The sequence below is a fragment of the Haloarchaeobius amylolyticus genome (genome assembly GCF_026616195.1).
GTDB lineage: Archaea > Halobacteriota > Halobacteria > Halobacteriales > Natrialbaceae > Haloarchaeobius > Haloarchaeobius amylolyticus.
Genome location: NZ_JANHDH010000003.1, coordinates 346,534 through 368,587 on the forward strand (window position 1 = coordinate 346,534; position 22,054 = coordinate 368,587).

Annotated in this window: 22 protein-coding genes; 17 read left to right on the plus strand and 5 right to left on the minus strand. The window is 68.0% G+C overall.

Features of this window, described 5'->3' with window-relative positions:
• Window positions 1-2: 2 nt before the first annotated feature.
• Window positions 3-1,613, minus strand: coding sequence for a lipopolysaccharide biosynthesis protein (locus NOV86_RS19275; protein ID WP_267643443.1), 1,611 nt, complete (start codon window positions 1,611-1,613; stop codon window positions 3-5).
• A 259-nt stretch (window positions 1,614-1,872) separates the two neighbouring features.
• On the opposite strand from NOV86_RS19275, the gene NOV86_RS19280 reads away from it, so the two are divergent.
• Window positions 1,873-2,346, plus strand: coding sequence for a pyridoxamine 5'-phosphate oxidase family protein (locus tag NOV86_RS19280; RefSeq protein ID WP_267643444.1), 474 nt, complete (start codon window positions 1,873-1,875; stop codon window positions 2,344-2,346).
• 108 nt (window positions 2,347-2,454) lie between these two features.
• Complete coding sequence (locus NOV86_RS19285) at window positions 2,455-3,066, plus strand: translation initiation factor IF-2 subunit beta (RefSeq protein ID WP_267643445.1); 612 nt, start codon at window positions 2,455-2,457, stop codon at window positions 3,064-3,066.
• 9 nt (window positions 3,067-3,075) lie between these two features.
• Here NOV86_RS19285 and NOV86_RS19290 read toward each other — a convergent pair whose 3' ends face one another.
• A complete protein-coding gene (locus NOV86_RS19290; protein WP_267643446.1) occupies window positions 3,076-3,429 on the minus strand; it encodes a hypothetical protein in 354 nt (117 codons plus the stop codon).
• A gap of 119 nt (window positions 3,430-3,548) precedes the next feature.
• On the opposite strand from NOV86_RS19290, the gene NOV86_RS19295 reads away from it, so the two are divergent.
• On the plus strand, window positions 3,549-4,193 hold the full coding sequence (locus NOV86_RS19295; protein ID WP_267643447.1) for a DsbA family oxidoreductase: 645 nt from the start codon (window positions 3,549-3,551) through the stop codon (window positions 4,191-4,193).
• Window positions 4,194-4,281: 88 nt separating this feature from the next.
• The gene (locus NOV86_RS19300) at window positions 4,282-4,731 is read left to right on the plus strand and encodes a universal stress protein (RefSeq protein ID WP_267643448.1); all 450 of its coding nucleotides are present in this window, start codon (window positions 4,282-4,284) and stop codon (window positions 4,729-4,731) included.
• Between the two features lie 86 nt (window positions 4,732-4,817).
• Here the strand turns inward: NOV86_RS19300 and NOV86_RS19305 are convergent, their stop codons facing one another.
• On the minus strand, window positions 4,818-6,083 hold the full coding sequence (locus NOV86_RS19305; protein ID WP_267643449.1) for an outer membrane protein assembly factor BamB family protein: 1,266 nt from the start codon (window positions 6,081-6,083) through the stop codon (window positions 4,818-4,820).
• 153 nt (window positions 6,084-6,236) lie between these two features.
• Between NOV86_RS19305 and NOV86_RS19310 the strand changes: the two genes are divergently transcribed.
• A complete protein-coding gene (locus NOV86_RS19310) occupies window positions 6,237-6,698 on the plus strand; it encodes a hypothetical protein (RefSeq protein ID WP_267643450.1) in 462 nt (153 codons plus the stop codon).
• Window positions 6,699-6,702: 4 nt separating this feature from the next.
• Window positions 6,703-7,110, plus strand: coding sequence for a hypothetical protein (locus NOV86_RS19315; protein WP_267643451.1), 408 nt, complete (start codon window positions 6,703-6,705; stop codon window positions 7,108-7,110).
• Window positions 7,111-7,133: 23 nt separating this feature from the next.
• On the opposite strand, the gene NOV86_RS19320 is transcribed toward NOV86_RS19315, so the two are convergent.
• The gene (locus NOV86_RS19320) at window positions 7,134-7,952 is read right to left on the minus strand and encodes a DUF8054 domain-containing protein (protein WP_267643452.1); all 819 of its coding nucleotides are present in this window, start codon (window positions 7,950-7,952) and stop codon (window positions 7,134-7,136) included.
• 132 nt (window positions 7,953-8,084) lie between these two features.
• Between NOV86_RS19320 and NOV86_RS19325 the strand changes: the two genes are divergently transcribed.
• The 10 genes from NOV86_RS19325 (at window position 8,085) to NOV86_RS19370 (ending at window position 18,694) form a co-directional block, all read left to right on the plus strand.
• On the plus strand, window positions 8,085-9,164 hold the full coding sequence (locus NOV86_RS19325) for a TrmB family transcriptional regulator (protein ID WP_267643454.1): 1,080 nt from the start codon (window positions 8,085-8,087) through the stop codon (window positions 9,162-9,164).
• Window positions 9,165-9,405: 241 nt separating this feature from the next.
• Entirely contained in the window at window positions 9,406-10,869 is a 1,464-nt protein-coding gene (locus tag NOV86_RS19330) for an extracellular solute-binding protein (RefSeq protein ID WP_368408794.1), read from the plus strand.
• An 18-nt stretch (window positions 10,870-10,887) separates the two neighbouring features.
• Entirely contained in the window at window positions 10,888-11,907 is a 1,020-nt protein-coding gene (locus NOV86_RS19335; RefSeq protein ID WP_267643457.1) for a carbohydrate ABC transporter permease, read from the plus strand.
• Complete coding sequence (locus NOV86_RS19340; protein ID WP_267643458.1) at window positions 11,904-12,890, plus strand: carbohydrate ABC transporter permease; 987 nt, start codon at window positions 11,904-11,906, stop codon at window positions 12,888-12,890. Before NOV86_RS19335 ends, NOV86_RS19340 begins: the two co-directional genes overlap by 4 nt.
• Before the next feature lie 6 nt (window positions 12,891-12,896).
• Window positions 12,897-14,057 carry an ABC transporter ATP-binding protein gene (locus NOV86_RS19345; RefSeq protein ID WP_267643459.1) on the plus strand — a complete coding sequence of 387 codons (1,161 nt, stop codon included), beginning with the start codon at window positions 12,897-12,899 and terminating at the stop codon, window positions 14,055-14,057.
• A 2-nt stretch (window positions 14,058-14,059) separates the two neighbouring features.
• Window positions 14,060-14,263 carry a DUF8005 family protein gene (locus NOV86_RS19350; protein WP_267643460.1) on the plus strand — a complete coding sequence of 68 codons (204 nt, stop codon included), beginning with the start codon at window positions 14,060-14,062 and terminating at the stop codon, window positions 14,261-14,263.
• An 80-nt stretch (window positions 14,264-14,343) separates the two neighbouring features.
• A complete protein-coding gene (locus tag NOV86_RS19355; RefSeq protein WP_267643461.1) occupies window positions 14,344-15,471 on the plus strand; it encodes a Gfo/Idh/MocA family protein in 1,128 nt (375 codons plus the stop codon).
• A gap of 41 nt (window positions 15,472-15,512) precedes the next feature.
• Window positions 15,513-16,481 (plus strand): sugar phosphate isomerase/epimerase family protein, encoded by a 969-nt coding sequence (locus NOV86_RS19360; RefSeq protein WP_267643462.1) that lies wholly within the window; start codon window positions 15,513-15,515, stop codon window positions 16,479-16,481.
• Window positions 16,482-16,484: 3 nt separating this feature from the next.
• Window positions 16,485-17,603: a Gfo/Idh/MocA family protein gene (locus NOV86_RS19365; protein ID WP_267643463.1), complete on the plus strand. Its 1,119-nt coding sequence runs from the start codon at window positions 16,485-16,487 to the stop codon at window positions 17,601-17,603.
• A gap of 8 nt (window positions 17,604-17,611) precedes the next feature.
• Complete coding sequence (locus NOV86_RS19370; protein WP_267643464.1) at window positions 17,612-18,694, plus strand: M24 family metallopeptidase; 1,083 nt, start codon at window positions 17,612-17,614, stop codon at window positions 18,692-18,694.
• Here NOV86_RS19370 and NOV86_RS19375 read toward each other — a convergent pair.
• Complete coding sequence (locus tag NOV86_RS19375) at window positions 18,683-19,645, minus strand: carbohydrate kinase family protein (protein ID WP_267643465.1); 963 nt, start codon at window positions 19,643-19,645, stop codon at window positions 18,683-18,685. The genes NOV86_RS19370 and NOV86_RS19375 overlap by 12 nt on opposite strands.
• A gap of 177 nt (window positions 19,646-19,822) precedes the next feature.
• Here NOV86_RS19375 and NOV86_RS19380 point away from each other — a divergent pair, with 177 nt between their 5' ends.
• A complete protein-coding gene (locus tag NOV86_RS19380; protein WP_267643466.1) occupies window positions 19,823-22,018 on the plus strand; it encodes a COG1361 S-layer family protein in 2,196 nt (731 codons plus the stop codon).
• The last annotated feature ends 36 nt before the right edge of the window (window positions 22,019-22,054 follow it).

Below are 22,054 nucleotides of genomic sequence, written 5' to 3' on the forward strand. Positions count from 1 at the left end.
TCTCAGTCGCTCCGAAGCCGGTACCGCGCCGCCAGCGTCTCGGCGAGTCTGTGTTCGACCGGCGTGAACCCGAGGCGCCAGAGGACGACCCCGTAGACGGCGAGTCCCAGCGCGGTTCCGAGGAGTGGCCCAGCCGGCCGCGGGAGCATCATACCCGCCCCGACCGTCACGGCCACGAAGGGGACCGCCGCGACCAGCGGTTTGGCGTGGAGCCGGGTGAACGGCTGGAGCCCTTCGAGCCGGTAGAGGACGGCCACCTCCAGCCCGTTGTTGATGGTCAGCATGAGGAAGTAGCTCGCGACGAGGCCCTCCAGCCCGTAGATGCTCGTGAGTGGAATCGCCGTCACGGTCAGGAGCGCCGTGATGAACACGTTCACCACGAGCAGGGCGCGCTGGTTGTCGGTCATCGCGAGCAGGATACCGACGCTCCCGGCCGCACAGGCCCCGTACTGGGCGAGCACGAACCACGGGAGCAAGGGGGCGTACTGGACGTAGGTCGGCCCGAACAGCGCGAGCACCGAGTCGCGGTAGACGATGACCGGGACCGACAGGCCCGTCACGGCGACGAGCACGAGGCGACTCGTGACGTGGTAGAGCCGCGAGAGCGACTCGCGGTGGCCCTCCTCGTTCAGTGCGGCGGCGACCGGCGGGATGAACTGGTTGATACCCATGAGTGGCAGCCGCACCAGCGACCCGAGGAGGACGCCGATGGCGAAGACGCCGCCGGCGACGTTCGAGAGGAAGACCACGATGAGCGGGTAGAACCCCAGGCGCTGGATGGTCGTCGCGATGCCGCCGACGAACAGGGGTAGCGTGTAATCGATGTACTTCCGCCAGAGCACCTCCTCGCCGGGACTGCGGAGCCGGAACCCGAGACCGCGCTCGCGCACCAGCCAGCCCATCGCGACGACGCCCGTGAGCGCCATCGAGGCGAGGACACCGGCCGCGACGAGCGCGAGGTCGTCGAAGACGACGACGCCGACCACCGCCACGAGCAACTGGGCCAGCGGGTAGCCGATTCGCAGCGTGAGGTTCAGGGGGACGACCTCCTCCAGCCCGCGGAGGGCCTCCCCGACCGTGAAGAGGAACACCGCCGCGGGCAGCCCGATGGCGAACAGGCGAAGCAGTCCCCTGAAATCTCCCCCTCTGCCCGTCATCTCCGCGATTACGGGTGCTGCGAGGTACAGGCCGACGCCGAAGACAGATGCGACCGCGAGCAGGAGGACCCCCGCGAACGTGACGAGGGTGTCCCGTTCCGCCTCCGAGTCGGCGTTCGGCAGGAACCGGCTCAGGCCGCTCCGGAACCCGAGGGCGACGTGGAGCAGGAACCGCTGGAGCCGCCGTGCGAGCGCGAACAGCCCGTAGGCGTTCGCGGAGAACCCGTTCGTCAGGACGGCCGTGAAGGCGACCGTGAGCCCGCGTTCGAGGAGGATACTCGGAATCGAGACGGTCGCGCCGTGGGCGACGCGTTCGAGCGCGTCGGCGAGCCGGGCGTCGACGGCGTCCTCGGAATCTGACACCATCCCGTCCGGGTCCGAGCCCGCCGGTGCCTCGGCTCCTGGTGCCTCCTCGCCGTCGGCGCTGGCGGCGGGACCATCAGACGCGGGTGCCACGGGCGACTCTCACCACCTCGGGGTCAGATGCGCCGCACGTTAAACGGCGTGGATTCGCCGTCGGTCGGCGGGGACCGCGCCATCGACTGCCCCGGAGACGGCAGACCGGTGCAGTTCCCGTCAGGTCGGTCCCCAGACACCGGAGCACTCGGCGGGCCGACCATGCTGAAGTGGGCGCTCGAATCGTGCAGCCGCCGGCTATCAACGATTAGGAATCGTGGTTCTCCTTATGTGACTAGGTAACCATTGTACAACTGGTATGACTATCGACGAACTCCAGGACTTCGGCATGGTCCCGATGACGGACGACGAGATCCGGGACTTCCTGAACAGCGAGGGGATGGGGATCCTCGGGCTTCCGGCCGCCGATGCGCCCTACCTCGTCCCGATGTCGTACGGGTACGACGGCGAGACGAACCTGTATTTCACGTACCTGCTCGGGGAGGGGAGCAAGAAGCGGGAGCTGACCGAGAAGACGACCGCGGCGCGGTTCCTCGTCTACCACACCAACTCGCCGTTCAACTGGGAGAGCGTGATGCTGACGGGGGAACTCAGCCAGGTGCCAGAGGCCGAGTGGACCGCGCTGGGCGACGTGATGAAGTCGGCCTGGCGGCCCGAGATGTTCCAGCGCGCCATCACCAGCGGGGACCTCGGGCTCGACATCTACCAGTTCGAGGTCGAGGACTGGTCGGGCCTCAAACACACCGGGCTGCCCCCGGAGTTCGAGCGCTGACCCCGACTCGAATCGCCTTCGAACGACCCATCATCTGCCGCCCTCGCGACGACGGAAACGGCGAGGGCGCTTCCCAACATCTAAACGTACTCGATACTTCCTACACCCATGGAATACGATTCTCTCCTCGACAGAGCGTTTTCGGATCTCCCGGACCGACCCCAGGAAGCGGGCGAGCGCCTCAAGATTCCCGAGGCACAGGGCGAGACGGACGGCGCGTTCACACGCCTGACCAACCTCAACGCCATCGCGAACGCGGTCTCCCGCGACCCCGAGCACATGCACCGCAGCATCCAGCGCGAGCTCGGGACCAACGGCCAGTTCGACGGCCAGCAGGCCCGCTACAACGGGTCGTTCACCATCGCGGACTTCAAGGCGGCCATCGACAGCTACGTGGCCGAGTACGTCACCTGCGGCGAGTGTGGCCTCCCCGACACCCGCCTCGTCCGCGAGGACGGCATCGACATGCTGCGCTGTGAGGCGTGTGGTGCCTTCCAGCCCGTCTCGAAGAACTCCAGCAAGGGCAAGAACCAGCGCCAGCCCGAACTCGAGGAGGGACGCACCTACCAGGTCAAGATCACCGGCACGGGCCGCAAGGGCGACGGCGTCGCCGAGCGCGGCAACTACACCATCTTCGTGCCAGGCGCGAAGGAGGGCCAGACCGTGACGGTCCTCATCGAGAACATCTCCGGCAACCTCGGCTTCGCCCGGCTCGCCTGAGCTAGCGGCTTACTCTTCCAGTACTTCGTCGACGTCGACCTGTCCCACGACCCGCCAGCGAAGGTGGTCGTCTCCCTCGGGGTGTGGCTCTCGCGTGACGAAGTAGAGGTACGCGTCTTCCGAGTCCGGGTGGTTGCGCTTGACGACCTCGGTGTAGCCGGGACGCTCGGTGATGCGGAGAATCTCCTCGTCGCCCTGCGGGACGATCTCCGAGGAATCCTCGTGCAGCCGGTTCAGCAGTTCCTGGGCGTAGATGACCGACTCCCGGACCACGTGCGGGTCGTCGGCGTGCGCCTGGAGCGCGTCGACCACGTCGTCCGGCAGGTCCCTCGGCGGCTCGGGAAGCGGGGCGTCAGAGTCCATGCCGTCCTCTACGCCCTGCCGACGGATGAAACCACGCGCAGCCGGGCCCGCGGCGCTCGTGCACGCCGCCACCACAGACGGTTCGCTTATTTACCCCGTCGCCACCGAGGTACGGACACATGAGCGACGCGACACACGGCGACCGCATCACCGTCTACTCGGACTACGTCTGCCCGTTCTGCTACCTCGGGCGCGAATCACTGCGACGCTACCAGGCGACGCGCGAGGACGACCTCGAGATCGACTGGCGACCCTTCGACCTCCAGTCGCACAAGCGCAACCCCGACGGGAGCCTCGACGAGACGGTCGAGGACGGCAAGGACGACGAGTACTTCGAGCAGGCGAAACAGGGCGTGCGCCGCCTCCAGGAGAGGTACGACGTGGAGATGGAACTCGACCTCGCGACCGAGGTCGACTCGCTCGACGCGCAGGTCGCCTCGTACTACGTCAAACAGCACTACCCCTACGAGCAGTGGCTCGACTTCGACGTGGCCATCTTCGACGCGCTCTGGCAGGAGAGCCGCGACATCGGCGACGAGGCGGTCCTGGTCGACCTCGCCGAGGACGCCGGCATCCCCGGCGACGAGATCCGCTCGGCGCTGGACGACGACGGCCTTCGCGCGGAACTCCGCGACCAGTTCGACGCCGCCCAGCGCGCCGGCATCACGGGCGTCCCGACGTTCACCTACGAGGATTACGCGGCCCGCGGGGCGGTCCCGCCGGAACAGCTCGAACGGCTGGTCGAGGGTGCAGGCGGCCAGTAGCGACCCCTCACGCGGCTTACGAATATTAACAACACCCCGAGTAAATTATCCCACAGAGTTAACTCGGCGGGGTGCGACACGGTACACGATGGCAATGGACACCGTACTGCTCGCCCTCGGGCACGAGGACGAGGAACGGCTGGAATCGATAACCGATACGGTCGTCGACCTCGCCGCTCCCGGCGAATCGACGGTCGTCCTCGGGCACGTCTTCACGTGGGAGGAGTACGACGACGTGAAGGAGAAACTCGACATCTCGAAGGACGCGGAGGTCACGCCCGACGACGTGGCCGCCAAGTACAACACCGTCAGGACGGTCGCGGGCCTGCTCGCCGAGGCCGGCGTCGACTACGAGATCCGCGGGGCGGTCGGCGAGTACGGCCACGAGATCGTCGACCTGGCCGAGGAAGAGACCGCGGACCTCGTCGTCGTCGGTGGGCGCAAGCGCTCCCCGACCGGGAAGGCCGTCTTCGGCAGCACCGCACAGGAGGTCATGCTGAACGCGCCATGTCCCGTGACGTTCGTACGGTCCGACTGACCTGGCGACGTTCGACTTCCTGATACAGCTCCGGGGAGCCGTGAAGCCGACCAGCCGTGGCTACGTCGTGCGAAGCGTCGCCGGAGTCACCTCGCGGGCCGCAGACCCACCAGTCCGTTCGGGCCGGCCACGAACACCCGGCCGTCCGCGACCACCGGCGAGCAGTACGACCCCGCGTGGACCGAGGAGTCACGCCAGCGGAGCCGGTCGGGGCCGAGGAATCCCCCGGCGTCCCTGTTGAACGCGCGGAGGTCACCGGTCGCGACGACGACCGCGTCGTCGGTCACGACCGGCGCAGCCGTCCCCTCGTCGGGGACGTGCGCCTGCCAGTTCGTCTGGCCGGATTCGGCATCGAGTTCGTGGAGGTCGCCCGGCACGAGGTAGACGTGCTCGCCGGCGACCGCGGCGGCCCCCCGGGTCCCGAGGTCCCGCCGCCAGCGTATTTCACCCGAGGGCTCGACCGCGACGCTCTCCTGCCAGCCCGTCTGGACCACCACGTCGTCGGTGGCGACGGTCGCGGCGTAGGCCGTATCGACGGGGACTCGCCAGCGCTCCTTCCCGGTATCGGGGTCGAGTTTCACGACCGCGTCGCGGTCGGGCACGTAGACCCCGTCGTCCGTGACGGCCGGAGCGACCTGTGTCGCAGTCGAGTCGCCGAGGTTGTACTCGTCGTATTCGAGGGGGTCGAGTGCGCGCCGCCAGCGTTCGGTTCCATCGGGACCGAGCCGGAGACAGGTCGTCGCGCTGCGGACGAACAGGTCCCCGTCGACGACGGTGACGCCGTACGTCACATCGTCGCCGACACGGTAGCTGTCCACGACGGACCCGTCGGCGGTCGAGAGGACCGTCACCGACGCCGGGTCGGAATCCGGCTCGGCGGTCGTACTGTCGGGACTCGTCGGGACGTAGAGCCGGTCCCTGCCGGGGTCGAGCGCCGCCGCGCCTGACACCTCGGGGGCCAGGTCCCGGGTCCAGAGTTCGGTTCCCTGTGCCGTGACTGCGACGGCCCCACGGTCCGCGGCGAAGTAGACGACGCCGTCGTGGACGACCGGCGGGCCGTACGCCCAGGTGCTCGTCGCGAGGGTCTCGTGGGAGTCCGGCTTCGGGGCGCCGCCGGCGACGCGGTTCGCGTTGGCCGGGCCGTTGCCGTAGTCGTACCAGTCGCCGGCGTGGAACGGAGCGGTGTCCCCGCCGGAGTCGAGGGCGTTGCAGCCGGCGAGTGCGGTCGCTGCTCCTGTCGCGACGGTTGCGAGGAGGGCGCGGCGCGAGACGGGACGGGCCCCGGAGTCGGTTTCCTGTGACCGCGGGGCAGGTCCGGCAGACTGTAGCGAGGGTGGGTCGGTGGAGGGCATCGTCCACGGGTTCGGTCCATCCCGGTAAGTTTCTTGTCCCACGGAGGACTGGTCCTCGTTCTTACAGCAGCCTGCCGAGCGAGAGAGTGGTTCGGGAGCCGTCTGATTCGGGCCTCCAGAAGACACTTAACAGCGTCCTGACCAGTGGTTCGTATGCAACGTCGACAGGTCCTCGCCGCCGCCGGGGCCGCCCTGTCTGCCGGCTGCCTGTCCGAGGCGTTCGGTGATGGCGAGACGCCGGCCCGCGACTGCCAGGTGATGAAGTCCTCCCTCTCCGCGGAGGCCGTCTCCCCGACCGCGGACCAGCGAGAACAGCTCGTCCCGGTCGTCCTCTCGGAACAGGATGCCGGCGTCCAGTCGGTCTTCCAGGCAGTCATCGAGGGACAGGAACTGACGACCTGCCCCAAAAAGACCGTCACGGCGGAGCCCGAGAAGTGGCTCGGCGATGCCCTCCAGGTAGTAGAGGACGCCCACCAGCGACAGCAGGAGAACTACGAGGGCGACGCGCCGGACTGGGTCGACCGCACCGCCTACCTCAGGCGCGAGGACGAGTACTACGCGCTCTCGGCTCGCCTCTCTGACCTCCAACTCTCGTACCCGACCGACCTCCCGTAGCGGTATGCAACGCCGCCACCTCCTCCAGTCCGCACTCGCCCTGAGCATTTTTTCGGCAGGCTGTCTCGGCGGCTCTGACTGCCGCGGGGTGGCTCTCGCGCTGGAGTTGCACGCGGCGGAGGACGTCGACACCGACAGCGCACTCGACCTCGACTCTCGCGACCTCTCGCAGGCAGAGCGCAGCGTCCTCACCCAGGCCACCGACGAACGCGTGCGAGGCTGCACGCGAGACGACATCGACGGCCTTCAGAACGTCGTCGACCGGGTCGCCGCACACGCCGGGAAGACCGCGGAACTCCGCAGCGACATGGAGGGTCGCTTCAGCACGACGGTCGTCTTCGACAGGAGTGCCTACGTCGCCGTGGTCGTCTTCGATTCTGCAGAAGCCGCAGGTGGGCCACTCGGCGTCTGAGTCTCCGGTCCGAGGGCCGGCCGCTAGTTCGGGAACGTGAACAGCCGCGTGTCGCACTCGGTACAGGCGAGCACCTCGTCCGGGTCGGTCGCGCCGGCGCTCCCCCCGCAGCACTCCACGGTCGTCGTCACCTCGACCGCGCCGCCGCAATCCGGGCAGACGTCGAGGAAGGTCCGCAGGGGTTCGGCGGCCGCGAGCCGGGTTCCCTCGTCGAGGCCAGTCCCGTCGAGCGCCTCGACCGCCGCGACCTCCGCGATGGCGACCGGCCGGGTCAGCCAGGCGTCCGAGAGGCTCGCGGTCCCCGACTGGGAGACGACGACGTAGGGGCCGCGCGCCCCGTCCTCTACCGAGACGCTGGCTCCGGGGACGAGGTCGCGGATCCTGCCGGCCAGTTCCTCGGCGGAGGCCTCGCGGTGGGCGTCCATCCGGGCGTGCCAGCGGTCGTAGAAGTCGTCCGCGAGCACGAGGTCCTCGCCCTCGGGAACGACGACGCCCGCCTCGACGAGCCGCGTCAGGACGGTCTCCCCGTCCATCTCCTCGTCCGCGAGGGTACCGTCCTCGTCTGGGACCTGCGCCCCGCCGTCGGCGTGGAAGGGGTCGCTCCCGATGGGCAGGGCGGCGACCAGTTGCGGCGCGAACCGGGGCGTGTAGGGGACGACGTACCCCCGGGCCCAGATGGCGCCGAGGCCGACGACGCCGACCACGCCCGCGACCACCGGGTAGTCGAGGACGATAGCGGCCGCGACCACCAGCCCGACGATGCCCACGTTGACGACGGTACAGGGCCAGCACCGGCGCTCGCCCGTGTAGGCGTCGTCGCGGAACCGCTCCAGAGTACTCATCGACAGTTGCTCACGTGCCCCACGACAAAGGTCTGTCGTCCGCGACAGTGGTCGTGGCACGGGGCGACCGCGACTGGCGGCGATGTCGCCGGGGAGAGAAGGTTTTTCCCCGTGTTCCCCTTCGGGCCAGATATGGACTCCGACGAGTTGCGGGAGGTCTTGCAGGAGGCGGGACTCTCCCCGTACCAGTCGAAGGCGTACGTGGCCCTGCTGGAGCTGGGGACCGCCTCCGCCCGGGAGCTGGTGGAGGCGAGCGACGTGCCGGACCCGCGAATCTACGACGTGGTCCGGTCGCTGGAGGACCGGGGGTACGTCGAGACCTACGAACAGGACACGATGCGAGCACGGGCGCACAGCCCCGCCGACGTGCTCGACGACCTCCAGAACCGTGCCTCCCGGTTCGAGCAGGCCGCCGACGAGATCGAGGACCGCTGGGAGCAGCCCGAACTCGACCGCCACGCCGCGAGCATCGTCAAGCGCTTCGAGACGGTCGTCGACCGCGCCCGCCTGTTCATCCAGGAGGCCGAGAACCAGATCCAGCTCTCGGCCAGCATCGAACAGTACGAACAGCTCCGGGGCGTCCTCGCCGACGCGCTCGACCGCGGGGTGTACATCCAGCTCTCCATCTACACGAACCCCGACGACGACGTCGAACTCCCGGCCGAGGAGCAACTCGCCGCGACGACGACGGAGGCGAGACACCGGCCGATCCCCTCGCCCTTCGTCGCGCTCATCGACCGCCAGAAGGCCTGCTTCGGCCCGCACGAGGACGCGCTGAACGAGTACGGCGTGCTCGTCGACGACCGGATGCACGAGTACATCTTCCACTGGTACTACTCCAGTTGCCTCTGGGAGATCTGCGACGAGATCTACAGCTCGCGGAACGACGAGCCGCCCATCGAGTACGTCGACGTCCGGGAGTTCATCAGGGACGTGGAACCGATGTTGCTCGACGACCTGAGTGTCGGCGTCCGGGTCGTCGGCAAGGACGTCTCGACCGGCGAGGAGCGCGAACTCGAGGGCGAGGTCGCCGACGTCTTCTACGAGGGCGACGACTACCGGGGGACCCGGGAGATTCCCCTCGCCCAGCTCGCCGGGCGCGCCTCGGTGACCGTCGCCACCGACGAGGGCGAGTTCACGGTCGGTGGCGAGGGAGCGATGCTCGAGGACGTCGAGGCGATGCGCCTGACCATCACGTCGGCCTCCGAGTGAGACTGTCGACGGCGTAGATATCGGATACCATAGCATTTCCGGGAACGAGAACCGCGCCACGCGTGTGCACGAACGATTCGAACATCACAGCGCAGATACACCAACGTTTCAATCGGTAGACTACAACGGGTGTTGTACCCACGTTATCTATAAACCTGAAGCCCAGAAACATGGGAATATGCCTGCGAATGGTTCGCAAGGGAGTCGGAGAAGCGCGCGGAAAGTTAGTCGCCGTTCGTTCGTGAAGGTCGCTGGCGCGTCCGGTGTGGGAGTGGGACTCGCCGGCTGTATCTCCAGCAACGACGGCGGCGGTGGCGGTGGTGGCGGTGGTGGCGGTGAGGACACCGAGACCGACACCCAGATCAACACCGAGGCACCCGAGGAGGACATCACGGTCCAGTTCGCCGGTGACTCGAACTTCAAGAAGGTCGAAGGCGAGATCAACAAGATCCTGCACGACAACGGCCTCCCGAGCAACATCACGCTCGAGGTCATCGCCGGCTCGTTCACCACCGGCGACCGGAAGGCGAAGTACAAGAACATCCTCTCGGCCGGCCAGAAGAAGCCGACCATCATGATGCTGGACAACGGCTGGATGCTGCCGTTCGTCGTCCGCGGCCAGCTCCAGAACCTCAGCAAGTCCATCCCCTCGGAGATCACCGACAAGGTGATGAACGACTACTTCGAGGCCAGCGTCTCGACGGCCACGATGGACGGGGACCTGTACGGTATCCCGCTGTTCACCGACGTCCCGACCATCCACTACCGCAAGGACCTGGTCGAGCAGGCCGGCTACGACCCGGACAACAACGGCTGGGCGACCGAGCCCATGAGCTGGTCGAAGTTCTCCGAGGTCATCCGCACCACGATGGACGAGACGGGGAAGGACGGCTTCACGTGGCAGGGCAAGGCCTACGAGGGCCTCTCCTGCTGTGCCTTCAACGAGTTCATGAGCACCCAGGGCGGCGCCTACTTCGGCAGCCTCGACAACCTCTTCGGCCCGGTCGGGGACCGCCCCATCACCGTGAACGAAGAGCCCGTCATCCGCTCGCTGAAGATGATGCGGACGTTCATCCACGGCAACGACGACCCGCAGGCCCTCGACTCGATCACGGGCAACATCTCGCCGCAGGCCGTCGTCCAGATGACCGAAGAGCCGTCGCGTGAACCCTTCACGAACGGCGAGGCCATCGCCAACCGCAACTGGCCGTACTCCATCGTCATCAACGGCGCGGAGGACGCCTTCGGCAAGGACCTCGGCGTGATGCCGATCCCGTACGGCGTCGAGGAAGGCCAGGCCAAGTACGACGGCGTCGGCGGGACCTGTTCCGCCCTCGGTGGCTGGCACCTCGGCATCAACCCGAACTCGACGGACACCCAGAAGCAGGCCGCCGTCCAGATCTTCAAGGCGATCACGAAGCAGGACGCACAGCTGCGCCTGTTCGAGCTCGGTGGCTGGATCCCGCCGGTGCCGTCCGTCTTCGAGAACAAGAAGGCCCAGGAGCTGGACATCATCGGTCGCTACCTCGACACCCTGAAGGTCGGTGGCCAGAACATGGTCCCGCGCCCGGTCACCCGCGTCTGGGGGCAGGAGTCCACCCAGATCTCGAAGGAGGTCAACGCGACCATCCAGCAGAACAAGACGCCGGCCAAGGCGATGGAGAGCCTGGCCGCGTCCCTGAAGCAGATCGAGAACAGCGTCTAACGGACCTGAGAGAGAACAATGGCAGCAGAATCCGAAACACACTCAGGGCCGCTGCGTGAGAGCCAGCGATCGGGCCCGTACGCGTCCGCGATCCGCTGGATGGAGAACCTCAGCGAGGCGCAGTTCGCGTACCTCCTGCTCACGCCAGCGTTGCTGTTGCTCGCCGTGATCGCGGTGTGGCCACTACTGAGTACGTTCCGAATGTCGCTGTTCGCGGACGACCTCGCCGCCGCTGGGCAGGTCGGTAGCTTCGTGGGTGTCGAGAACTACGTCGGACTGCTCACCGGCGAGAAGAACGCGCTGATGCCGTCGCCGTTCATCCCGACCGAGTTGTCGGTCGACGCGTTCTTCAACAGCGCACTCACGGTGACGCTCATCTTCACCGTGGCTGGCGTCTTCTTCGAGACCATCATCGGCTTCGGCCAGGCACTGGTCCTCGACCAGGACTTCGCCGGTCGCCGGTGGGTTCGCGTCGCCATCATCATCCCGTGGGCGGTGCCCATCGTCGTGCAGGGGATGATCTTCTTCCTGATGTTCCAGCCGGGCATCGGGTTCCTCATCGGCGGGGAGCAGAACCCGACGATACTCCAGACGTTGGGTCCGTTCTCGTTCTCGCCGTTCGCGAACACCATCGACTCGACGCTCATCGTCATCGTCGCCGACATCTGGAAGACCTCTGCGTTCATGGCCCTGCTCATCCTCGCGGGCCTGCAGAGCATCGACCGGAACCTGTACGAGGTCGCACGCGTCGCCGGCGCCTCGCCGTGGCAGCGCTTCAAGTACATCACGGCGCCGCTCATCCTGCCGACCATCCTCGTCGCCATGCTGTTCCGCACCATCCAGGCGATGCGGGTGTACGGTATCATCGAGACGGTGTCGGGCTGTTCGACGGTGCCGTCGCTGTCGTGTCTCGTCATCTCGACGTTCAACAACAACCTCATCGCGACCTCAGCCACGGTCGCGTTCGTGACGGCGGGCATCATCGGCCTGGTCGTCACGGTCTACATCATCGGGTACGCCCGGGAGGACATGGCATGAGTACCGACGACTCCACGCAGACGAATCCGTTCGGTGGCGAAGACGGGGACGCCGAGCTGAAGCGCGGCCCGTTCCAGCGCTGGGTGGACCGCTCCATCCAGGACCCGCAGCGGGTCTACCGCTCGATGTTCTACGTGGTGACGATATTCTTCCTCACCACGACGCTGTTCCCGTTCTACTGGCTGCTGATACTGGCACTGACGCCGACCGGTCCGAGCGGGACCCTGCCCGAGATCGGCCTCCTGCCGAACGGGTTCGCCATCGACACCTTCACGCTGGTGTTCGAGACGATACCGTTCTTACGCTACATGTTCAACAGCCTGTTCCTCGCGACCGCCACCACGGTCATCGTGCTGGTGCTCGCGAGCCTCGCAGGCTACGTGTTCGGGCGGCTGGAGTTCCCCGGACGGCGAGCACTCATGCTGCTCGTGCTCGCCATCTCGTACTTCCCGCCGGCGGCGTTCTTCCTGCCGCTGTGGGACCTGTTCAACGGGAACGTCAGCCTCTCGCTGCTCGGATACACCGTCTCGAGCCCGGTGCTGTACAATACGCCCGGCTCGATGATGCTCCCGTTCAGCGCGCTGTTCATGCCCCTGTCCATCTTCATCCTGACGACGTTCTACGGCCAGATTCCGGACGGCCTCGAGGACGCCGCCAGGATCGAGGGGACCACGCGGCTCGGGGCGCTGTTCCGCGTCATCGTCCCGCTGTCGGCACCCGGTGTGGCGACGGCAGGCGTGCTGACGTTCATCGCGGTGTACAACGAGTTCTTCTTCTCGTTCCTGATGACCTCGGGCGAGGCGGAGAACTGGGCACCGGTCGTGGCTGGTATCCTCCAGCTCCGCCGGGCCGGGCAGTTCCAGACCACGTACAACGCGATGGCTGCGGCAAGTATCGTCGCTGTGCTACCCGTCACCATCCTGGTCGTGGTGGCACAGGAGAAGATCGTCAGCGGGCTCACCTCAGGAGCACTCAAGGAGTAAGAGACAATGGCACGTGTCCAACTGAACGACGTCGTCAAGCAGTACAGCGACGTGACGGCGGTCGACAACATGAACCTCGACATCAACGACGGCGAGTTCGTTACGCTCGTCGGTCCGTCGGGGTGTGGGAAGTCGACCACGATGGAGACCATCGCCGGACTCACCAAGCCGACGTCCGGTCAGGTCCTCATCGGCGATACCGACGTCACGAACTATCCACCGAAAGACCGCGGGGTCGCGATGGTCTTCCAGAACATCGCGCTGTTCCCGCACATGGACGTCTACGACAACATCAGTTTCGGGCTGCGGTTGCGTGACTTCGACAAGGAGGAGATCGACCGTCGCGTCGAACACGCGGCGTCGGTCGTCCAGCTCGAAGGCATGCTGGACCGCCAGCCCGACGAGATGTCCGGCGGCCAGCGCCAACGCGTCGCCATCGCCCGCGCCATCGTCCGGAACCCCGCAGTGTTCCTGATGGACGAGCCGCTGGCGAACCTCGACGCGAAGCTTCGCGTCCACATGCGGACGGAGCTCCAGCGCCTGCACAAGGAGCTGGACACCACCATCATCTACGTCACGCACGACCAGGCGGAGGCGATGACGATGTCCGACCGCATCGCGGTCATCAACGACGGGAAGCTCCAGCAGATCGACCCGCCGCTGGTGTGTTACAACGAGCCGGAGAACCTGTTCGTCGCCGGCTTCATCGGGTCGCCGTCGATGAACTTCATCGAGGGCGAGGTGACGAGTGGTGGCTTCACGTCCGAGTACATCAACGTCTCGTTCGACCCGGCGGACTTCGGCGTCGAACCCGGCGACCAGGTCACCCTCGGCGTCCGGCCGGAGGACGTCTACCGCGAGGAGGACGAACGCAAGGTCACCGACCCGACCAGCCCGGTCCAGACGATGACTGACGTCCTCGAACCCATGGGGAACGAGATCTTCGTCTACCTCACGTACGGGAGCGAGGCGACCTCGGGCATGCAGGAGGAAGGCGACGACCGCCTGCTGATGAGCGTCGACCCGGACACGGAGATCGACGAGGACCAGGACCAGTCGGTCGTCCTCGACCGGTCGAGACTCCACCTGTTCGACACCGCATCGGGTGAGGCCATCGTCCACGGCCTCTCGCAGGCGGTCGAGAAGGAGGCACGCACGGGTGACTGACGATGGTGAGTGACGCCGCACTCCTGTACTTCGGGGCAGGAACGCTCCTGTTCTTCTTCTGGGTCTACGGCATCGCGTCGTTCGTCCTGGACCTGAAGAACAAGATCATCCCCGGTATCAGGCAGTACATGCGGGGTCGCCGCCGCCAGCGGGAAGCCGCACAGCGCGAGCAGGAACGCGAAGAGAAAGAGAAGCAGTTGCTGTAGCTCGACCGGAGGCCTTTCGGCCCTCGGCCGTCTCCATTCCGCGACAGATAGCTTCGACGACACTGAGAGACAACTGAACCATGAACGACGACACAGACGACGACACGATACGGATAGGCATCGTGGGCCTCGGTGGCATCGCCCGGCACCACGCCGACCACCTGAAGGCCCTGACGAACGACGACGACATCGCTGCTGACCTGGTCGGTGGCATGGACATCGTGGGTGACGCCCGCGACGCCTTCGAGGCGGACTACGGCGTCCCGACCTACGAGGACGCGGCGGACCTCTACGAGACGGCCGACGCGGTCATCGTGACCACGCCGAACCGGTTCCACGAGGAGTACGTGACGAGCGCGCTCGAGGCCGGCCTCGACGTGCTGGTCGAGAAGCCACTCGCCCACACCGTCGAGAGCGCCGAGCGCGTCGCCGCGGCCGCCCGCGACGCGGACGGGTTCTGTATGGTGGGCTTCCACCACCGGTTCGCGCCGACGGTCGAGGTGCTGAAAGAACAGCAGGCTCGCGGACGCTTCGGCGACGTGTACCACGTCGAGGCGAACTACATCCGACGCCGGGGCGTCCCCGGTCGCGGGTCGTGGTTCACCGACTCCTCGGTCGCGGGCGGTGGCTCGCTCATCGACATCGGCGCACACGCCATCGACCTCGCGATGCACATGCTCGACTACCCCGAGGTCGTCGAGGTCACGGGCGAGACGCGCTCGATATTCGGTGGCCGCGACGACTACACCTACCTCCACATGTGGGGCAAGGACAGCGACGGTGACTTCGACGTCGACGACTCGGCACAGGCGTTCGTCCGGTTCGAGGACGGCCAGACGCTCGCGCTGGAGACGGCCTGGGCGTCGAACCGCCCGCCGACGCAGACCTACGTGCTGCAGGGGACCGAGGCCGGCGCGACCGTCGACCGCGAGGCGGAGACGCTGACCGTCCACGAGGCACAGGACGTCGGCGGGCCGCACTTCTCGGACAGCGAGATAACGACCCGGGAGGAGCCCGCCCACCGCAAGGAGCAACGCGCCTTCATCGAGGCGGTCGCCCGCGGTGAGCCGCCCGAGCGCAACACCGTCGAGCAGGCGCTGACGGTCCAGCGCATCATGGGCGCCATCTACGAGTCCGCAGAGCGCGGCGAGGCGGTCTCGCTGCGCGACGACCGGGACCAGGAGCCCGCACTGACACCCTCGGACTGAACCGACAGCCAACCAGCGACCACCACCACTCAACACGACACATGGACATCGGCGTACTCACCGTCCCGCTCGGACAGGAACCGCTCGAAGACGCACTCGACTACCTCGCCGGCATCGGCGTCGACGCGGTCGAGATCGGCTGTGGGGGCTACCCCGGCACCGACCACCTCGACCGCGAGGCGTTGCTCGACGACGAGGCCGCCCAGGCCGACCTCCTCGACCTCGTCGACGAGTACGGCCTGCGCATCAGCGCGCTCGCGACGCACAACAACCCCCTCCACCCGGACGCCGAGGAGGCGGACCGGGCCGACCGCGAACTCCGCGAGGCCATCACGCTCGCCGGCCAGCTCGACGTGAACACGGTGACGTGCTTCTCGGGGCTGCCCGCGGGGAGTCCGTCGGGCGAGGTCCCGAACTGGATCACCGCGCCGTGGCCGCCGGAGCACGCCGAGGCACTGGACTACCAGTGGGACCTCGCCGTCGACTACTGGTCGGACGTCGCCGACCACGCCGAATCGGAGGGCGTCGACGTGGCCATCGAGATGCACCCGAACATGCTGGTGTACCAGCCCGACACGATGCTCCGCCTGCGCGAGGCGACGGGCGAGCGCATCGGCGCGAACTTCGACCCCTCGCACCTCTACTGGCAGGGCATCGACGCGACCGAGGCCATCCGCTACCTCGGTGACGAGGACGCCATCCACCACGTCCACGCAAAGGACACGCGGGTCTACGACCACCACGCCAGACGCAAGGGCGTGCTGGACAACACCTCCTACGCCGAGGGCCAGGACCGCTCGTGGATCTTCCGCTCCATCGGCTACGGCCACGGCGAGGAGCACTGGAAGGACATCGTGTCGACCCTGCGGATGGTCGGCTACGAGGGTGCCCTCAGCATCGAGCACGAGGACGCGCTGACCAGTTCCCGCGAGGGGCTGGAGAAGGGTGTCGACGTGCTCCGGCGCGCCGTCTTCGAGACGACCCCCGGCGACGCCTACTGGGCGGAGTGAACCATGAGCGAGGAACCTCTCTCCGTCGGCTTCCTGGGGTATCGGTTCATGGGCAAGGCCCACGCCAACGCGCTGGCCCGCCTGCCCATGTTCTTCCCGGACGCCCCCGCGGTCGAACGCGACGTGCTCGTCGGCACCGACGAGGCCGCCCTCGAAGACGCGACCGACCAGCTCGGCTTCTCGCGCTACGCGACCGACTGGGCGGACGTGGTCGACGAGGTGGACGTGTTCTACAACCTCGGCCCGAACTTCCTGCACGTCGAGCCGACCATCGCGGCGCTCGACGCCGGGACCCACGTCCTCTGCGAGAAGCCCCTCGCGCCGACGATGGAGGGCGCCGAGGCGGTCGCGGCGGCCGCCCGCGAGTCCGACGCCGTCGCCGGCTGCGCGTTCAACTACCGCTTCGTGCCGGCCATCCGGTACGCCCGCAACCTCATCCAGTCGGGCGACCTCGGCGAGATACACCAGGTCCGCGGCCGGTACATGCAGGACTGGCTCGTCGACCCCGAGGCGCCGTGGTCGTGGCGTAACGACGAGGAACTCGCGGGGAGCGGCGCGCTCGGCGACCTCGGCGCGCACACGGTCGACCTCGCGACCTTCCTCGTGGGCGAGCAGACCGGCCCGATGGAGCGTGTCAGCGGCCACCTGCAGACCTTCGTCGACGAGCGCCCGGTCGAGGGCAGTGACGAGACGAAACCGGTCACCGTCGACGACGCCTACAGCGCCCAGGTCGAGTTCGAGAACGGCGCGATGGGCACCTTCGAGGCCTCGCGCTTCGCCACGGGGCACAAGAACGACCACACCATCGCGGTCCACGGCTCGAAGGGGAGCCTGAAGTTCTCGCTGGAGCGCCTGAACGAGCTCGAGGTCCATCGCGAGGGCTCGCGAGGCTACGAGACGGTGCTGGTCACGGACGAGAGCGACCCCTACGTCGACCACTGGTGGCCGCCGGGCCACGTCATCGGCTGGGAGCACACGTTCGTCCACGAGAACTACGAGTATCTCTCGGCCGTCGCCGAGGGTGGCGAGTTCCACCCCAGCGTGCAGGACGCCCTGGGCGTCCAGCGCGTCCTCGACGCCATCGAGCGCAGTGACGAAAGTGGTGAGTGGGTCGACCTCTGACACGACACATGGACAGAGCAACCAAGCTCGACCGGCTCGACGCGTTCCTCGCAGAGCGCGAGCTGGCGGAGGTCTGGTTCGCGCGCCCGAACTCGTTCGCCTGGCTGACCGGCGGCGACAACGTCGTCGACCGCGCGGGCGACATCGGCGTCGCAGCGGCGGGCTACGACGGCGACTCGGTGCGCATCGTGACGAACGACATCGAGGCCGAGCGCCTGCGCGCCGAGGAGGTGTCGGACCCGGTCCACCCGTTCGTCTGGCACGAGTCCTCGCTCGAAGCGGTCGTCGCCGAGCAGAGCAAGTTGCCCGCGGCCGCCGACTTCGACGTGCCCGGGTTCGAGGCGGTCGACGCGAGCGCGCTCCGACAGCCACTCACCGAGGCCGACGTCGAGACCTACCGCGACCTCGGTGCCGACGTGGCCGACGCGCTCCAGGCGACCTGTCGGGAGGCGGTAGCCACCGACACCGAACTCGACGTGGCCGCCGACCTGCGCCAGCGCCTCATGCGCGAGGGCATCGACTCACCGGTCGCCCTCGTCGGCAGTGGCGAACGCGCGCCCAGGTACCGCCACTACACGCCACAGGACGTGGCGCTGGGCGACTACGCGCTCGTCTCCGTGACGGCCACCCGGGACGGCCTCTGTGCGAGTTGCACCCGGACCGTCGTCTTCGACGAACCGGACTGGCTGCGAGAGCGTCACGACGCCGCGGCCACGGTCGAGGCGACCGCCCTCGCCGCGACCCGAAAGGTCGGGCGCGAGGGTGGCACCGCGGGCGACGTGTTCGCGGCCATCCAGCGCGCCTACGAGTCGGTCGGCTACCCCGGCGAGTGGCGCAACCACCACCAGGGGGGAGCGGCGGGCTTCGCCGGCCGGGAGTGGATCGCCACGCCCGACAGCGAGGACCCGGTCTTGCTCCCCCAGGCCTACGCCTGGAACCCGACGGTACAGGGCGCGAAAAGCGAAGATACGGTCCTCGTCACCGAGGACGGCCTCGAGGTGCTGACCCGTCCCGATGACTGGCCGACCGCGTCGTACGAACCCGTCGGCCACGAGGGACTCCCGACGCGTGCCATTCCGCTACGACGCTGAGTTCCGGAACGCACCCACATCCGTTCCGGACGGCAGCGCGGCCATCGCACCGGCGGCGGTGGTCGCGACTGCCGCCACAGCGTTCGCGTAGGCGAGAACCGCCGTCAGCTCCGTTTCTCCATCGGCCGTCGCGGCGACCGACCCCGCGAGGAAGGCGTCGCCAGCCCCGGTCGCGTCCACCGGGTCGACCTCGTACCCCGGATGTTCTGCGCGTTCCGCGTCCCACGGTGCCTCCGGAGCCGCGATCGCGACCGACCCCTCGGAGCCGCGGGTCATGAGGACGGTGTGTGGCCCCTCGTCGAGGGCGGCCTCGGCGAGTGCCTCCGGCGAGTCACCCGACAGGCCGAGCAGGTCGAGTTCCTCCTCGGTCGCCTTGAGCACGTCCACGTCGGCCAGCGCGTCGCCCACGACCGCGGCGAAGTCGTCGTCCGGCCAGAGTTCGGGTCGGTAGTTGGGGTCGAACCAGACCGTGCAGTCGTGGTCCTGTGCGCGGGCGAGCAGGTCCAGCGTGGCGTCCCGGGAGCGACCGGCAGCGAGCGTGACACCGCCACAGACGACCGACTCCACCGATTCGAGCGTCTCGTCCGGCACGCGGCCCGGTTCCATGCGGGTGTCGGCGGTCCCGTCACGGTAGAACGAGAAGGAGCGGTCGGCGTCGGCGTCGTGGGTGACGAACGCCAGCGTGGTCTGGGCGTCGGGGTCGCGCTCGACGAATCTCGGCGGAAGGCCCTCCTCGTCGAGGGTCGCCGTGAGGAACTCGCCGAAGGGGTCGTCGCCGACCCGGGTCCAGAACCACGGCGTGTGGCCGAGGCGGGCCAGCGCGACCGCGACGTTCGCGGGCGCACCGCCGGACCGTCTGTCGAACGACTCGACCTCGGTCAGCGGGCCGACGCGCTCGGGCAGGAAGTCCACGAGCGTCTCGCCGGCGACGAGGATGCGTGGGGCAGTCATGCGGTCGGCTTCTCGGCCGGGACAGGTAAACCCATCTCACGTGGCGATACTGGCCTTCGGGCCGGGCGGGCGGCGGTCCCATCACGACGCGGTAAGCGAGGTACCCCGCGGTGATTTCCTGTCAACTACTATTCAACTATATGCGACTCGCGCACGTACCCCTCAGTGAACGAATAGATGTCGCGAGCATCGACCGTCCAGGCCGTGCTGCTGGTGGTGCTCGTGCTCGTCTCGGCGGCCGTCAGCCCCGTCGCCGCCGCGAGTACGGGCGAGCCGGCGGCATCCCGGTCGACTGCTGGCGGGACCCTCTCGGTCCCGAACCTCGACGGCGACGCCGGCGCGAACGCGACCTGGAACCGGTCGCAGGTCCTCGACGAACTCGACCGCTGGGCGAACGAGACAGGCGTCGCCAACGAATCGTGGTGGAACGCGACCCGGCTGCTGGACTCGCTGGAGGCCCTCCACGACGCCGGTAACTGGACCCACGAGGAGTTCGAGGCGTGGGCGAACGAGACCGTCCACGAACTGACGAACAGGACCATCGAGGAGTGGCACAACGAGACGCACCACTCGAACCGGACCCTGTTCGACCCGACAGTCATCGAGGACGCGCTCGACCGCCTCGAACGGGCCATCGACGACCTGTTCGACGAAGACGACGAGGACGACCGCGCCTTCGGGTTCCCGCACGTCACGCCGTACCTGCCGGACAACTACCTCCGGCCGGACGAGGAGGCGACCCTGCGCGTGCAGGTCGTCAACGACGGGGCGAGTCCGGTCATCATCGACGGCGACGACGAGGGCGGCCTGTTCACCCCGACGGTCACCACGAACGGTCTGGACCTCGAACGACTCGTCACCAGCGCGCGCAACGTCGAGGTGCAGGTGCTCGAGACGCCCGGCGTCCCCATCGAGGTCCGGACCGGCGTGGTCCCGCTGGGCTGGCTCGACCAGGGACAGGTCGGCGAGGCGCCGGTCCGCGTCTCCGTTGACGAGGACGCCGCCCCCGGGTTCTACGAACTCGACGTGGTCGTCGCGTACGAGGCCATCGACGCGGTGGACGAGGAGGGCCGTATCATGGCCGCCCGTGAGGAGGTCGTCACCTTCGCGCTCGTGGTCGAGATCACGGAGGACGCCCGGTTCCGCGTCCTCGACCCCGGCGCGGACCTCCAGATCGGCGCCTCGGGCGTGGTGTCGTTCGTCGTCGAGAACGTCGGCTTCGACGTGGCCCGCGACGCGACCGTGGTCGTCACCAGCGAGAGTTCGGACCTGACGTTCACCGGCGCGAACCGCGACGGCCGGTTCGTCGGGACGCTCGAACCGGGCCAGACCGAGCGCGTGACCTTCCGCGTCGACGCCGGCGAGCAGGCGATTCCGGACACCTACGCGTTCCGGGGCAGCGTCACCTACACGAACCGGGACGGCGACGTGGTCGAGTCGACCGCGTTCTCGGTCCCGGTCCGGCCCGACCCCGAGCAACGCTTCGCCGTCTCCGACCTGAACAGCACGCTCCGCGTCGACTACGAGGACGGCGTCGTCCGGGGCGTCGTCACGAACCTCGGGCCGCGCAACGTCAGCGACGCCGTCGTCCGCCTCACCGTGAACTCGGAGACCATCGTTCCCACCGAGACGACCTACGCTGTCGGGTCCCTCGCGGCCAGCCAGAACGCCACGTTCGAGTTCCCGGTCGAGGTCCGCGACACCGCCGAACCCGGCCCCCGACAGGTCGACTTCACGGTCGAGTACCGCGACACCGAGGACGACCGCCGCCAGAGCGACGACCTGCCCGCGACCGTGACCGTCGGGGACCGCCGCGAGGAGTTCACCGTCGAGAGCACCGCGGCGTCGGTCACCGTCGGCCGAACCGGGAACGTCGTGGTCGTCGTCACGAACAACCGGGACGACCCGGTCCGGAACGTCAACGCGCGACTGTTCGCGACCGACCCCCTGAGCGCCGAGGACGACTCCGCGTTCGTCGAGGCCATCGCGCCCGGCGAACGCGTCGAGTTGCTGTTCTCGGTGAGCGCCAGCGGGAGCTCGCAGCTGAAGCGGTACCCAGTGACGGTCGACCTGCTGTTCGAGGAACCCGACGGCGAGACGAAGCTCTCTGACACCTTCCAGGTGGGCGTGACGGTCACCGAGCGGTCCGAGCGCGGGTTCAGCCTGCCGCCGTGGGCGCTCTACCTGCTGGCCCTGCTGCTGGTCATCGGCATGGTGGTCCTCGTCTGGCGTGGCCTGCGCAGGCGCGCCGCGGCAGACCGCAAGCGCCGCGAGGAGACGCCCGCGCTCGGAGACGGCGGGCTGCCCGAGGGTGACGACGACGGCCCCGACCTGCCACGTGGCGGTCGCACACCGGGTGGCGACGATGACTGAGCCGTCCGGGATGGCGGTGTGGCAGGAGGCCCACCG